The organism is Ferruginibacter sp., from assembly GCF_014377975.1.
Lineage (GTDB): Bacteria > Bacteroidota > Bacteroidia > Chitinophagales > Chitinophagaceae > Ferruginibacter.
In genome coordinates, this window is sequence record NZ_JACMOO010000018.1 from 21,156 (window position 1) to 36,552 (window position 15,397).

A 15,397-nucleotide genomic window follows, 5' to 3' on the forward strand; every position below is an offset into this window, starting at 1 on the left:
ATTTTATTGCAAAAATTTTAATGCTTTTTTAATGAAATAAGAACAAAAAAACTCTTTATGATACCAGGAGAATATATTTTAGCCGATGGCGACATTGTATGTAATGCAGGCAGAAATACCCTGCGGATAACAGTAGTAAATACGGGTGACCGGCCTATACAGGTGGGCTCGCATTTTCACTTTTTTGAAGTAAACAAGCAAATGGAATTTAACCGCGAAAAGGCATTTGGAATGCGCCTGAATATTGCCGCAGGAACCGCCGTACGTTTTGAACCCGGCGAAGAAAAAGATGTAGAGCTGGTAGCATTTGGCGGCAATAAAAAAATAAAAGGCTTTAATAATTTGGTGGATGGTGAAACCGTTTCTGCAACTGCAAAAGCAACTGCAATGGAAAAGGTACAGTTACTTCATTTTAAAAATAACAATGGATGAGTTTACATATTAGCAGAAAAAAATATGCCAGCATGTATGGCCCAACAACAGGAGATAAAATCAGGCTGGGTGATACCGCATTACTAATCGAAATTGAAAAAGACCACACGGTGTATGGCGATGAGGCAAAGTTTGGCGGTGGTAAAACTATTCGGGATGGGATGGCGCAATCGGCAACGGCTACACGCAGTGAATGCGTATTGGATTTTGTTATTACCAGTGTAATGATCATTGATCACTGGGGTATTGAAAAGGCCGACATTGGCATCAAAGATGGAAAAATAGTGGGTATCGGAAAAGCGGGTAATCCCGATACCATGGAAGGGATAACTCCCAATATGATTATTGGCGCCAGTACCGAAGTGCATGGCGGTGCCGGGCTGATAGCCACTGCAGGCGGCATTGATACGCATATTCATTTTATTTGTCCCCAACAAATTGACCACGCTTTATTTAGTGGCATTACTACCATGATTGGTGGTGGCACCGGTCCGGCAGATGGAACCAACGCCACCACGGTTACACCCGGCGCATGGAACATTCGGAAAATGCTGGAGGCTGCTGAAGCTTTTCCGGTGAACCTCGGCTTTTTCGGCAAAGGAAATTGTGCATCACTGGCTCCGCTGGAAGAACAGATTGAAGCGGGTGCATTGGGTTTAAAAATTCACGAAGACTGGGGCAGCACCACCGCAGTAATTGATGCGGCTTTGCAAATTGCAGATAAGTATGATGTGCAGGTAGCGATACATACGGATACTTTAAATGAAGGCGGTTTCCTGGAAGACACCATCAATGCCATTAACGGCAGAGTGATACATACCTTTCATACCGAAGGCGCCGGTGGCGGCCATGCACCTGATATTATCAAAGCAGCGATGTACCCAAATGTTTTGCCTTCATCAACGAACCCTACAAGGCCTTATACCATCAATACCATTGATGAACATTTAGACATGCTGATGGTTTGCCATCACTTAGATAAAAACGTGCCGGAAGATGTAGCTTTTGCCGATAGCAGGATACGGCCGGAAACCATTGCAGCTGAAGATATTTTGCATGATATGGGCGTTTTTAGCATGATGAGCAGTGACAGCCAGGCAATGGGAAGGGTGGCAGAAGTGATTACAAGAACCTGGCAAACCGCCCACAAAATGAAAGTGCAGCGGGGCGCATTGGCAGAAGATGAAGATAATAACAATGACAATTTCAGGGTAAAAAGGTTTGTTGCCAAGTATACCATTAACCCTGCAATTACACATGGAATTTCAGAATATGTTGGTTCGATAGAAGCAGGCAAGCTGGCGGATATTGTGTTGTGGAAACCCGCTTTGTTTGGTGCCAAGCCAGAGATGATCATTAAGGGAGGAATGATTATTGCGGCAAGAATGGGCGACCCCAATGCGTCAATACCCACGCCTCAGCCTGTTGTATACCGGCACATGTTTGGGGCTTACGGAAAAGCATTATTTGCAACCTGTGCCACTTTTGTATCCAAAATTTCTTTAGAAAAAAATATTGTACAAAAATATAATTTACAGAAGATGGTGTTGCCTGTTAAAAACTGTCGCAATATTTCAAAAAAACATTTGATACACAATGACGCCACACCGCTGATAGAAGTAAACCCGGAAAATTATGAGGTGAAGGTTGATGGAACACCAATAACCTGTGCTCCTATGGCTGTACTGCCCCTGGCGCAACGCTATTTTTTATTTTGAAGAAAAGGGATACTGTGTTGATGTGCTAATTCGATAATAAGCTAACGAAGAAGCAACGAAGCAACTGCCCTGTTAATCAACTACGATTATAACAAATTATTATATTAGCAAATCAGCTAATTAGCTAATTAAAATACAATGCTGGTAAAAGAAAAAATAGGGAACCTTGAATTATTTGCAATCAACAACCGTAACATTGATTATGTGTTGCTTGATTGGTATGAAACCAACAAACGCATCCTGCATAAAAAAACGGTGTTGGGCAGGGATATAACGATGAAATTTATAAACGAAAGTCCCCGGTTAGGTGTGGGGGATATTATTTATGAAGATGACTTTGGTTTGGTGGCTGTTGATATCAATGAATGTGAAGCTATCGTGATAAGGCCAAGATCAATGTACGAAATGGCGGCGGTTTGTTACGAAATAGGCAATAAGCATTTGCCCCTATTTTACCAGGAAGATGAAATTTTAGTAGCTTTTGAAGCCCCATTGTTTGCACTGCTGGGTAAAAACGGGTATTCTGTTGAAAAGGCAAAAAGAAAATTAATGACGCCATTAAAAACTACCGTATCGCCACACAGCAACAGCCGCATCAGTTTATTTAACAGAATCATAAAGTTAACCTCCGATCCTGAATGAGTACCTCCTTATTAAGGTTGCTGCAATTATCTGATCTCACTTTACCGATTGGCGGTTATGCCCATTCAGCCGGCCTGGAAACCTATGTTCAGCAAGGTATTGTACACAATGCTGCCACCGCAAAAATCTTTGTAACAGAGATGCTTACACGCAATTTGCAATATACCGATGCTGCTTTTGTTTCACTGGCATACGATGCTTCAAAACAAAATGATTTTACAAAAATAATAGCATTGGATATAGAATGCACTGCGGTAAAACTACCCATGGAAATGAGGCTGGCAAGTCAAAAACTCGGTATTCGTTTAATAAAAATATTTCAACCGGTTTCTAAAAATATTTTTACGGAACAATATCAAAATGCCATTCTATCCAAAACAACAGTAGGACATTATTGTATTGCCTTTGGCATGTATGCAGCCGTGTTGGATATTGATAAAAAAGATGCACTGACCGGATTTTATTACAATGCTGCCGCAGGCTTTGCAACCAACAGCGTTAAACTGATTCCGCTAGGTCAGCAGGATGGACAGGAAATATTGTTTTCATTACAACCATTGATACAGCAACTGGCCACTAATTCTATGGAACCCGATACAAATTTAATAGGTTTGTGTTGCGCCGGTTTTGATATTGCCTCTATGCAGCATGAGGAGTTATATTCGAGATTGTACATGTCGTAAGAAAGGAAAATACTTTTACTTCTGAAAGCTTGCATTGTATGTACCGTAAACTAATCTACTTGTATATTTTTTATTGTAAATAATTACAATATCGAGATAGTATTGCAGCGTATTGAGCGTTTCTCAAAATATTTTTTAGCAGCTTCCCAACCAAGGTTCAAAAAGTATCGTCTTTCGTAAAAATCAATTTTTCACTACCAAACAACTTTTATATGAAAAAGCTTTACTCCATTGTTTCAGTATCAATTTTGGTTTGCGTTGTCTTTAGCTCCTGCCAAAAAGCCAATTTAAAAAATGAAAATCAGACTATTACACTGAATGTTAGTTTAACCCCTGACCAGTTATATAAATTAGACCTTAGCCAATATGGCGATGCGGATGATATAGCATCCATCTCTACCCAGGCTGCAGATTTTATTACCAGCGAGGTTAATTTTGATAATAGTTCACAAAAATACTTCTACACTTATACGTCCTCGTTAAACTCAAAAACGGCCTTAAGTAAAACAGAAAAAGTGGTGCTTAGTGTTCACGAACCTGCAGGCAGAAGGCATTGCGATCAAACTATCATCACCATTAATTTTACCATCAACGAATAAAAGATTTTGGCAAAACAAAAAATAACATTTCAATTAGTATCATTTTAAGCCGTGGTTAATTCCAGTGCTTTTTTGTTGAGGTATATTTTCTCCAAATCTTAATCAAAACTTTACCTCTTTTTGATGCCACCATCCAAAGATTAAATAGTGTAAATACTTTTACATCCATTCCGAGTTTGGGTTTGTTTAATATTCTCCTATATCTTTAAGCAATGGCTGAAAGAAAATATATTAAAATTGGCGTAGCTGGTCCGGTTGGTTCCGGCAAAACCGCATTGATTGAACGGCTGAGTCGGGCCATGAGCAGGCAATACAGCCTGGCAGTAATTACAAATGATATTTATACCAGGGAAGATGCAGAGTTTTTAACGCAAAACAGTTTGCTGCCAGCAGAAAGAATCATTGGAGTGGAGACGGGCGGCTGTCCGCACACGGCCATACGGGAAGATGCCAGCATGAACCTGGAAGCGGTGGAAGAAATGGCGCTGCGCATTGCTGATGTACAGATCATTTTTATTGAAAGCGGTGGCGATAATTTATCAGCCACTTTTAGTCCGGACCTTGCCGATGTTACCATTTTTGTAATTGACGTGGCGGGAGGGGATAAGATACCCCGCAAAGGCGGCCCCGGCATTAGCAGAAGCGATTTGCTGGTGATCAACAAAATTGACCTGGCACCTTATGTAAATGCCGACTTACAGGTAATGGAAAGAGATGCCCGTAAAATGCGCAACGGCAACCCGTTTATTTTTACCAACCTCATGAACCTGCAGGGATTGGATAGTGTTATTGGCTGGATAAAAAAATATGCTTTATTGGAAAGTATCACCGAACCTGTTTTGTACAGATGATGGCTGAATTGTACATACAAACTGCCAGGATAAATGAAACTACCAGTCTTAAAAAATGTTATTGCACCACGCCGTTTAAAGTCGCCAATATTACTGAAGATAAAAAAGATAGCATACTAAGATTAATGTTAATGAGTTCGTCGCCTGGTATTTTAGATGGCGATGCTTACAATATTAAAATTGATCTGGCAAAAAACTGTTCCTTGCAACTGCATACACAGTCTTACCAGCGTTTGTTTACCATGAAAGAGCAGGCTACGCAAAAAATGGAAATACAGCTTGCGGAAGGTGCTTCATTTTGTTTTATTCCTCACCCTGCTGTACCACATGAGCAATCTAACTTTACAGCCCGCAATAAAATATTTTTATCCAATAACTGTAACTTAATTTTTGGTGAAATTTTAACCTGTGGCAGAAAATTAAATGGTGAAGTTTTTTTGTTTTCGAAATACCATTGTATCACAGAAATTTTTATGAATGATAAACTGATCATCAAAGAAAATTTACTGATGCAACCTTCATTGATTGATGTAAATAACATTGGCCAGTTGCAGGGCTTTACGCACCAGGCCAGTTTAATTTACTTAGATGAATATGCGGATGTAAAAAGAATACAGGCAACGATAATGGAAATACTTGTGGTTCAAAAAGACATTAGTATTGGTATAACTGCTGCTCCTGTAAATGGATTGATCGTACGTTTATTGGGTCAAAAAGCTGAACAATTATTTGATTGTTTAAAAATGATTGCAGGCTGCCTTCCCCAAAGTAATCAGCAAAAAATGACCGCTTATGCAATCTGAAATGCAGGTACTTATCATTGCCGCCATCTCGGTTGCCTGCCTGCACACGGTTTCAGGGCCAGATCATTATTTACCTTTTATTGCGTTGTCTAAATCAAGGGGATGGTCGTTTACCAAAACCATGGGCTGGACGATTGTTTGCGGCTGCGGCCATGTATGGAGTTCTGTGGTGCTGGGCCTGGGTGGAGCAGCAATAGGATGGAGTTTATCAAAAGTTAGCTGGATGGAAAATATCCGGGGTGGCATCGCCGGATGGGTGATGCTGGTGTTTGGATTTTTATATGGTATTTGGGGTTTATACCGGGCATCTAAAAACAATCCGCATAAACATTTCGACTTGCAGGATGACGGCACCATTTATGTATATCAACACAATTATGGTGAAGCCGTTGCTCCGGAACACAGATATAAAGTAACCCCCTGGGTAATGTTTATTATTTTTATTTTAGGCCCCTGCGAACCAATGATTCCGTTACTGTATTTTCCGGCGGTAAAAAGCAGCTGGGCTGGTATGATTTTACTGATAACGATCTACACAGCCGTTACTTTGCTTACCATGATAACGATGGTAGTATTGGGCTTTATGGGCATTGCTTTTGTAAAAACAGAACGGTTGGAACGTTATGTGCATGCTTTGGGTGGACTAACTATTTTTATTTGTGGTGCAGGAATGTTGTTGCTGGGATGGTAAAGAAAGAACTCCCAAAAAATAAATAAACACATTGCGGCTGCTTTAACTATCCAAAATTTTCACACTGTAAAAGGGCTTTTTCTTTTACAAAATACGCTGCTTTTTTATTGCATTACATTTGCCAAAATTTCAATCAGGATGATTACATTTATTATATCGGCAGTTTTTATTTTGGGATATATTAGTATTGCATTTGAGCATCCGCTGAAATTGAATAAAGCAGCTTCTGCTTTAATTACAGGTGTGTTATGCTGGACGATTTTAATACTACAAAGTACATCTCCGGATTTAGTAAATAAACAATTGCTTCATCATTTGGGAGACATAGCTTCCATTTTATTTTTTTTGCTGGGTGCTATGACTATTGTAGAGTTGATAGATTCTCACAATGGTTTTGAGGTGATTGTAAGAAGGATAAGTACAACCAGCAAACAACAATTATTGTTTATTGTAACAACCCTCGCATTTTTATTATCGGCCTTACTGGATAATTTAACCACTTCAATTGTAATGACTTCACTGTGTGCAAAAATATTAACCGAAAAGGAAGACCGGCTTTGGTTTGCAGGTATGATTGTGATTGCTGCCAATGCAGGAGGAGCTTGGTCGCCATTAGGTGATGTTACTACAACTATGCTTTGGATTGGTGGGCAAATAACGGCATTAAACATTATCAAACAGCTGATACTGCCCAGTCTGGTAGTGTGTGTACTACCTGCAATTATAATGTCGAGGCGATTTAAAGGAAAAAAATTCGCACCTCCTGCAAAATCAGAAAGTACATTGAAAGAAAACAGGGAAAGTAATATTGTTCTTTTTTCAGGTGTTGGTTTTTTACTTTTTGTACCGGTGTTTAAAACAATTACTCACATGCCTCCCTTTATGGGGATGCTACTGGCGCTGGGTTTTATGTGGTTAATCAATTCTTTTATTCATAAAAACAGGGAACCTGATAAGGCACAAAAATTTAGCGTGTCAACGGCACTGCAAAGAATAGATATACCCAGCATACTGTTTTTCCTGGGTATTTTATTAGCCGTATCTGCTTTGCAATCTTACGGAATATTAACAGTAGTTGCAGCATCAATGGGTAGAATATTACAAAATGATTACCTGATAGGTTCGGCATTAGGAATACTTTCTTCTCTTGTAGACAATGTGCCGCTGGTGGCCGCTTCGCAGGGAATGTACGATTTATCAACCTACCCAACCGATCATCCTTTTTGGCCGTTTCTTGCATTAACAACAGGTACTGGCGGCAGCGCAGTTATTATTGGTTCAGCAGCGGGTGTAGCGGTAATGGGGATAGAACAAATTGATTTTATCTGGTATTTAAAAAAAATCAGTTGGCTTGCGCTGATTGGTTTTGCTGCCGGCATTTTGATGTTTCTTTTGCAGTTGAAATTTTAAGCAATAAAAATAGCGCAAGCTTTAAAAATGCGCTGATACGTAAAAAGAATACCGTCAAATCACATCTTAACCAGCTTATCTTTGCTCATTAACAGAATTATTTAAATCATTTTACTTGACGTTAATCAAACCATTCTACCAAAAAGTAATCAGTTACATCCGTACAAAAATTACCAGAATGCAGTTTCTGATGGTAATTGCAACTTTAACAGGGTTTGCTTCGGGCATGGTGGCGGTGCTGTTAAAAACGCTGGTTCATTTTATTCAGCAGGGGATAGAAAATATACCGGTTACCAGGTTTGCATACCTTTTGTTTCCTGCAATCGGACTGCTCATCACCGTTTTTATAGTGAAGCGCTTTTTTAATGGCCACATCGAAAAAGGTATAGCGATGGTGTTAAAGGCCATTGCCCGAAAATCTTCTTTCATTCCATTAAAACATAGTTACGTCCACATTATTACCAGTTCCATAACGGTAGGGCTTGGCGGCTCGGTGGGTTTGGAAGCACCGATTGTGGCCACCGGTTCAGCCGTTGGCTCTAACATAGCCCGCGTTACAGATTTTAATTACCAGGAACGTACGCTGCTGATTGCCTGTGGTGCGGCGGCAGGTATCTCTGCCGTTTTTAATGCGCCCATTGCCGGGGTAATTTTTGCCATTGAAGTGCTGCTCGCAGAAACAGTTGTGAGCTATTTTATTCCATTGATCATTTCATCCGTTGTAGGTGCGTTGTGTTCAAAAATTATTTTGCAGGAAGCTTCGCTGTTTAATTTTGTTTTAAAACAAACTTTCAATTATGAAAATGTTCCCTTCTATATTTTATTGGGTATACTTGCGGGATTTGTTTCTTTATACTATGCCAAAACATTTAAAACTGTAGAAGAAAAACTGCACAAAGGAAAGCAAAATCCATATTCAAAAGCAATGTTAAGCGGTGCGATGCTGATGGTTATTTACTTTATTTTTCCACCCTTGTTTGGCGAAGGATATAAGAGTATTAAACTGGTTGCCAATGGCAATTTTTCTTATTTTGCCGATAACACCAGCCTGTTTTCTTTGCTTAATGAAAACTGGGCCCTGGTGGCTTTTACAGCGTTTATTGTTTTGCTAAAACCCATTGCAGCAGCCATTACAATTGGCGGAGGCGGCAATGGTGGCAATTTTGCACCTTCCCTGTTTACGGGTGCCTACATGGGTTTCTTTTTTTCAAAACTGATCAACAATATCCCCATTATAAAAATACCGGAAGGCAACTTTAGTTTGGTAGGAATGGCCGGTGTTTTAAGTGGTGTAATGTACTGCCCGCTTACCGCAATTTTTTTAATAGCCGAAATTACCAATGGGTACGAATTGTTTATTCCTCTAATGATTGTTTCATCCATTTCTTTTTTTATAGTAAAAAGTTATGAACCCTATTCGATGGAAACAAAAGAACTGGCGCTGGAGGGTCAAATATTTACGCACAAAAAAGAAAGAAATATTTTAACCTCGATCATACTGGGAGATATATTACAGGAAAATTATGAAAGTATTCAGCCGGATAAAAAGTTGAAGGATTTAATTGAACTTATAAAAAGAAGTGAAAAAAATATTTTTGCGGTAGTAGATTCAAAGCAAAGATTTGTCGGGATAATTGAACTGAACGACATTAAACAGAAATTGTTTCAACCCGATAATTACGATACAATCTCTATAAAATCTCTCATGAAAAAACCTGCCGCAATTTTAAATACCGGTCAGGATATGCACACTGTGATGGAAAAATTTGATGTTACGCACAGCTGGTATCTGCCCGTTTTAGATGAAAACAAAATGTTTACGGGATTTATTTCTAAAACAAAACTGTTTAATAAATATCGGGAAATTCTTGCATCGCAAGGAGACTTATATGAGGAAAACTAAAAAGGTTAATGGCACTTTATAAAAAACAAAACTCCATTATTATAACGGAGCTACTTGTAACAAGTGATCAAAATATACAAAGTTATCTAATCCTTCAGCGGTAAATTACTGTAAGAATTTGAGGCAAAATCTTCGTCAAAAAACTCCTCTTTAGTGGCTTCATTTTTTTCAAAAAGTGTAGATACAGTTTCTTTCATATTGTCCCAGCCATCACATAATTCTGTACCTCTTCTCGCAATTAGCTTTCTTGTTTTTGATCCTTTGTGAGGGGCATATAATAAACCCAAAACAGCACCTATTCCAACACCTATCAGTAAATTTCTTTTCGCACTCATGACTTTTTATTTTAAAATTAATTTACAAGGGATTATTTTTTAAAATAGAAGCCAGGATAGAAATCCAGCTTCGTTTTTTGTCCAATATCCTATGAAAACCGAAACATTAAGTTAAATAACTGTGCCAAACACTTTTTAAGGAAAGGTTGTATTGACTGGGAATCATTTTCCACAGTAAACCCCCTAACATATTTCGGTAAAATTTAATTGTAGAAATAATTACCAATGTAGCTTTAAATTTATTGATAAATTTTTCAGATCATCTTTTTTTTAGAGTACCCGGGATAATACATCTACTTTGGTTAAGTGCTACTCAGGTCGTATAACATCATTGGTTTGTGCACGGCTAATTTTGGGTGCTGCTATTGTATCCTAAGGGGTAGTATCCTGTAAAATCACCACCATCCGTAATGATAAATAAACTGCTATAAAAAAGAAAAATTTCTTTTTTATATTTAAAACTGAAAAACCAACTCTTTACCAGCCTGAGTGGCTATATCAAATTCAAAAATCTTTTTCGGAGCAGGATATAATAAATTGGCTTTTGGTGATATAATGGGTTCTTTAATATCAGCCACTTCATAAAATGTATTTGGGTTATCACCCGTTGCTTCTTTTACCAGCGTATTGTCGGTAGTCATTATTAGTTGCTCATAAGATCGTATCCTGCAATTTCCGCCCAATCCCGAATGAATGACCAGCCTGGTTAGTTTGCTATTTTTCCAGGTCATGTCAATGGTAAATCCTCCCCTGGCTTTTAATCCAGTTACTTCGCCATCCGTCCATTTCTCCGGCAATGCAGGCAATAAATGTACCGCGCCATCCTGTGATTGTAAAAGCATTTCTGCTATCCCGGAAGTACAGCCAAAATTACCATCTATCTGAAAGGGAGGATGGGCATCAAAAAGATTGGGATAAGTGCCTCCTCCTTCTTTATTGCTTTCAACAGCCGTTAGCTGATCCGCAATTAATTTGTAGGCATGGTTGCCATCTAAAAGCCGTGCCCAGCAATTCACTTTCCAGCCCATTGACCAGCCGGTTGAAACGTCGCCTCTATAAATAAGTGAATTTTTTGCTGCTTCAAACAAGGCAGGCTTTCGGTAAGGCGAAATTTGATTACCTGGAAAAAGACCCCAAAGATGCGAGATGTGGCGATGTTTATCTTTTGGATCATCCCAATCTTTTAACCATTCCTGCAGTTGACTGTATTGTCCAATTTGCATGGGAGCCAGGCCAGTCAATTTTTCTTTTATCTGGTTTACGAATTCTTTATCTGCATTCAATATTTGTGCGGCACGGATGGTATTGTTAAATAAAGAAAAAACAAGCTGATTATCCATGGTGGTGCCTGCTGATGTGCTAAAGCCCTGGTGCGCATTTTCAGGAGAGGCAGAGGGTGAAACAATCCACCATCCGGTAGCAGGATCTTTATATAGTACATCTAAAAAAAATTCAGCAGCACCTTTCATTGCGGGGTAAATGTCTGCAAGAAATTTTTTGTCGCCACCAAAAAGATATTTTTCCCACATGTGCTGACAGATCCATGCACCACCAGTTGGCCATACACCCCAAGGTCCGTCAACAGCACCCGTAATGCGCCATAGGTCGGTATTGTGGTGCAGCACCCAGCCTCTTGCTCCATACATAATTTTTGCAGATGATTGTCCGCTAACGGAAAGTTCTTTTACCATTTTTACCAATGGTGCGGTCATCTCGGAAAGATTCGCAACTTCTGCCGGCCAATAGTTCATTTCTAAATTGATATTGGTAGTGTATTTACTGCCCCATGGTGGTTTAACATGCTCATTCCACATTCCTTGCAGGTTAGCTGGTTGCCCATTTGGTTGCGAACAAGAAATAAGCAGGTAACGCCCAAATTGAAAATACAAGCTTACCAGTTGCGGATCAGTGCCTGCTGCAAAAGCTTTTATTCTTTGGTCGGTTGGAAGTTGTATAGAACTGCTTGTACCAAGGTTTAGATTAACCCGGTTAAAATAATGCTGAAAAATATCGGTATGTTCTTTTTTCTCCTTTTGATAGTTTTTCTTTTCCGCCTTTGCCAATAAATCCGCCGCAATAGAAACCGGATCTGCAGACAGGTCGTGGTAGTTTTTAAAATTTGTTGCCATGGTTAAATAGATGGTAACGGCTGTGGCATTTTTTATTGCCAGCGTTTTTTCTTGAAGGGCAACAGTTCCGCCGTCATGTTTAATATCAACAATGGCTTCAACTTTTACCAGGCCGGGTATGCCATTTACCTCCGGACCTGTTGCAGAAAGTACCAGTTGATGCGTACCCTTGCCAACCACCGTTCCTTTTTGTTCTGTTTTTAAACTTGCCGTAAAACTTAGTTTACCAGGCTTATCAGCGGTAAGCCTAATAACAATGGCATTGTCTGCAAGAGAGGCAAACTGCTCTCTTGTATAAGTAATACCATTGGATGTATAAGTTGTTGTTGCAATAGCATGCTCAATATCCAGTTCTCGTTTAAAACCGGTAAAATTTTCATGGCCTTTAAATTTTAAGTACAGGTCGCCTACCGGTTGATAGGGCATTCCGTGCGCTGTTAAGGCTACAAAGTTTTTGGCCGCCATATCCTGAGCCTCCTGGTATTTATCATCGGATATCAGTTGCTGTATTTTGCGAAGGGCTTCCTTTCCACCAGTTGGATTTGCGTTGATGTATGGGCTACCTGCCCAAAATTCTGTCTGGTTCAATTGTAGATGTTCATTACCCGGGTTGCCAAAAATCATGGCGCCTACATGACCGTTTCCAATGGGTAGTGCTTCTTCCCAAATTTTTGCCGGTTGGTTGTACCAAAGTTTCATCGGGTTAACCAAAGATAAATTGGTATTGGTTTCTTGTGATTGAGCGCTGAGGGTGTTTGCAGCCAACAGCAGCAGGCAGGCCAGTTTATTTTTTAATTTCATAAAAATTTGGCTGCATAAGCAGCAATATTTAGGTTTAAAAATTACACAAAAATAAAAAATGGAGTACCAAATGCACCCCATTATTAAAAAATTTGAATTGTTTTTATTCTAATAATGCCATCTTACAAAAGCCTCCATAGCGGCATATTGTGTAAGCCCTAATTGAGCATACAGCAGGGCCGTATTGCTATTGCGTTCTTCCGCACGCTCCCAGAATTCCCTGTCATCTGTTCCCTGGAAAGGAATGGTATCTTTCTGAGACTGGTGAATAAAAATACCATTGCGTTTTTTCACCACCTGGTCTGGGCTCATGGGTATCGCCATTTCTATTTCGGTAATATCCCATTCCTGCCAGGCTCCTTTGTAAAGCCATAACCAGCAATCAGCCAACCAAGGTTCATTGGTGGCTCTAATTCTTTTTAATGCTTCAATTACCACATCAAAACAAACTTTATGGGTACCATGCGGATCAGCAAAATCGCCGGCGCAATAAATCTGCTGAGGCTTTATTTTATTTAAAAAATTCATTGTAATGATAACATCTTCTTCGCCCATCGGATTTTTTTCAATGGTACCTGTTTCATAAAAAGGCAGGTTCTGAAAATGTATCTGGTTGTCTGTTAAACCTACATATTTACAGGTTGCCTTTGCTTCACACCTTCGTATCAATCCTTTAATATCTCTTATCTCGGCAGTATCTTTTTCTGTTGATTTTTTTGTTTTTAAAAAAGCAATCGCATTTTCTAAAACAGTTTTACTTTTTGTTTCATCAATATCAAACATACTTTCAAAGCCAACAGCAAAATCAATAAACCGGGTTACAAATTCATCGGTTACCGCAATGTTACCGCTGGTTTGGTAAGCAACATGTACCTCATGACCCTGGTTGTGAAGCCGCATAAAAGTGCCGCCCATGCTGATAATATCGTCATCGGGATGCGGAGAAAAAATAATTACTTTTTTAGGAAAGGGTTCACTTCTTTCGGGATGGTGAATTCTTTGCTCTGTTTGTTTGCCGCCGGGCCACCCGGTAATGCTATCTCTTAGTAAATAAAATACCTGTAAATTGGTTTCATAGGCATCGCCTTTTTCTACCAGCAGGTCACTTAATCCGTTATCGTTGTAATCAATATTAGTTAAGCTAAGCACGGGCTTTTTTAATTGCAGCGAAAGGTTTACCACCGCACGTTTTATCATATTATCCGTCCAGATACATTCCCCTGTTAACCAGGGCTTTTTTATCCTGGCCAGTTCGCTGGCGCAACCTTCATCAATTACAAAGGTACAGTCGTCGTGATTTTGCAGTAAGGAAGCTGGAATGTCTTCCGTATCATCTTCTTCAACCGCTTTTTGTATAACCGGGGCTTTGGTTTGCCCCCAGGCCATTAAAATTATTTTTTTAGATTTTAAAATGGTACTGATGCCCATGGTTATCGCCATCCGTGGAACCTCGCTCATGTTACCAAATTCATACGCATTGGCAATACGGGTGCTGTTATCTAAAGTAATTAATCTTGTTTTTGTGTAGATGCCGCTGCCCGGTTCGTTAAAACCAATATGGCCATTTACGCCAATACCCAGTATCTGCAAATCCAAACCACCTGCATTTGCTATCTTTTTTTCATAAGCTGCACAATGTTCTTTTACTTTGTCTTTTGGCACCATTCCATCAGGCAAAAAATAATTATTGGGGTCAATATCTGTTTGCTCAAACAAATTTTTGCGCATAAAGTAATGATAGCTTTGCAGTGCATCTGCTTCCATGGGATAATACTGATCCAGGTTAAAAGTGATTACATTTTTAAAACTAAGCCCTTCATGCTTGTGCATGCGTACCAGTTCGGCATACAAGGTTTTAGGAGAAGAGCCTGTAGCAAGGCCAATGATGCATTTTTTTCCTGCAGCTTCTTTTTCATGGATCATATTTGCAATTACCTGGGCAACATAAATTGACCCGAGTGTGGAAGAAGGAAATATTTTTACGGCGATTTTTTCCAGCGAATCTGTAAAGTCAATTTTATGCTTCATGTGAATATTTTGCAACGTTATTTTTTATGATTTGGGGTTTAAATATCATTTTTATATGAATAAATTAGACTGGCACTAATTGTATGGGTGTAAACCTGTACAACAACCAGATAAGTTTGTACTTAAAAATCATATTGATAAAGAAATGATATGGATTAGTAAAAACAGCCTGATTTTTTATAATAGTTGCTAAAGTAAAGTAATTTTTTTTATGTAAAAAATCGTTGCCTTTCATTCAGTGCCGCATTGTTGATGACAATCGTTTGCACAAATTTATTTTTTATCCCTGCGTAAATTTTGATAAGTTGCAAAATGGAAAACAAATTGCCAACCATTACCGAAATTGCCAAGCGGCTTAATATTTCTGCCTCA

Annotated in this window: 13 protein-coding genes; 10 read left to right on the plus strand and 3 right to left on the minus strand. The window is 39.2% G+C overall.

All coding sequences use genetic code 11. From position 1 onward, the window contains the following. Positions 1 to 57 precede the first annotated feature (57 nt). From ureB to H7254_RS01325, 10 genes are all read left to right on the plus strand, one after another. Complete coding sequence (gene ureB / locus H7254_RS01280; RefSeq protein WP_301931255.1) at positions 58 to 432, plus strand: urease subunit beta; 375 nt, start codon at positions 58 to 60, stop codon at positions 430 to 432. Then, positions 429 to 2,150, plus strand: a complete 1,722-nt coding sequence (gene ureC / locus H7254_RS01285; RefSeq protein WP_301931256.1) for an urease subunit alpha — start codon at positions 429 to 431, stop codon at positions 2,148 to 2,150. Before ureB ends, ureC begins: the two co-directional genes overlap by 4 nt. Positions 2,151 to 2,288: 138 nt before the next feature. Further along, entirely contained in the window at positions 2,289 to 2,792 is a 504-nt protein-coding gene (locus H7254_RS01290; RefSeq protein WP_301931257.1) for an urease accessory protein UreE, read from the plus strand. Beyond that, the gene (locus H7254_RS01295) at positions 2,789 to 3,475 is read left to right on the plus strand and encodes an urease accessory protein UreF (RefSeq protein ID WP_301931258.1); all 687 of its coding nucleotides are present in this window, start codon (positions 2,789 to 2,791) and stop codon (positions 3,473 to 3,475) included. The genes H7254_RS01290 and H7254_RS01295 overlap by 4 nt, the downstream gene beginning before the upstream one ends. A 212-nt stretch (positions 3,476 to 3,687) precedes the next feature. After that, positions 3,688 to 4,074: a hypothetical protein gene (locus H7254_RS01300; RefSeq protein WP_301931259.1), complete on the plus strand. Its 387-nt coding sequence runs from the start codon at positions 3,688 to 3,690 to the stop codon at positions 4,072 to 4,074. Positions 4,075 to 4,286: 212 nt separating this feature from the next. Continuing rightward, positions 4,287 to 4,925, plus strand: coding sequence for an urease accessory protein UreG (gene ureG, locus H7254_RS01305; RefSeq protein WP_301931260.1), 639 nt, complete (start codon positions 4,287 to 4,289; stop codon positions 4,923 to 4,925). Continuing rightward, positions 4,922 to 5,728 (plus strand): urease accessory protein UreD, encoded by an 807-nt coding sequence (locus H7254_RS01310; RefSeq protein WP_301931261.1) that lies wholly within the window; start codon positions 4,922 to 4,924, stop codon positions 5,726 to 5,728. Before ureG ends, H7254_RS01310 begins: the two co-directional genes overlap by 4 nt. Then, positions 5,718 to 6,419 (plus strand): hypothetical protein, encoded by a 702-nt coding sequence (locus tag H7254_RS01315; protein ID WP_301931262.1) that lies wholly within the window; start codon positions 5,718 to 5,720, stop codon positions 6,417 to 6,419. Before H7254_RS01310 ends, H7254_RS01315 begins: the two co-directional genes overlap by 11 nt. A 138-nt stretch (positions 6,420 to 6,557) precedes the next feature. Continuing rightward, a complete protein-coding gene (gene nhaD / locus H7254_RS01320; protein WP_301931263.1) occupies positions 6,558 to 7,829 on the plus strand; it encodes a sodium:proton antiporter NhaD in 1,272 nt (423 codons plus the stop codon). 178 nt (positions 7,830 to 8,007) lie between these two features. Further along, complete coding sequence (locus H7254_RS01325) at positions 8,008 to 9,732, plus strand: chloride channel protein (protein ID WP_301923656.1); 1,725 nt, start codon at positions 8,008 to 8,010, stop codon at positions 9,730 to 9,732. Positions 9,733 to 9,818: 86 nt separating this feature from the next. Here the strand turns inward: H7254_RS01325 and H7254_RS01330 are convergent, their stop codons facing one another. The 3 genes from H7254_RS01330 to nagB all read right to left on the minus strand — a co-directional run bounded on the left by H7254_RS01330 (position 9,819) and on the right by nagB (position 15,025). Next, positions 9,819 to 10,067: a YtxH domain-containing protein gene (locus H7254_RS01330; RefSeq protein WP_301931264.1), complete on the minus strand. Its 249-nt coding sequence runs from the start codon at positions 10,065 to 10,067 to the stop codon at positions 9,819 to 9,821. A gap of 455 nt (positions 10,068 to 10,522) precedes the next feature. After that, positions 10,523 to 12,997, minus strand: coding sequence for a glycoside hydrolase family 95 protein (locus H7254_RS01335; RefSeq protein WP_301931265.1), 2,475 nt, complete (start codon positions 12,995 to 12,997; stop codon positions 10,523 to 10,525). A 108-nt stretch (positions 12,998 to 13,105) separates the two neighbouring features. After that, the gene (gene nagB, locus H7254_RS01340; RefSeq protein WP_301931266.1) at positions 13,106 to 15,025 is read right to left on the minus strand and encodes a glucosamine-6-phosphate deaminase; all 1,920 of its coding nucleotides are present in this window, start codon (positions 15,023 to 15,025) and stop codon (positions 13,106 to 13,108) included. Positions 15,026 to 15,397: the final 372 nt, after the last annotated feature.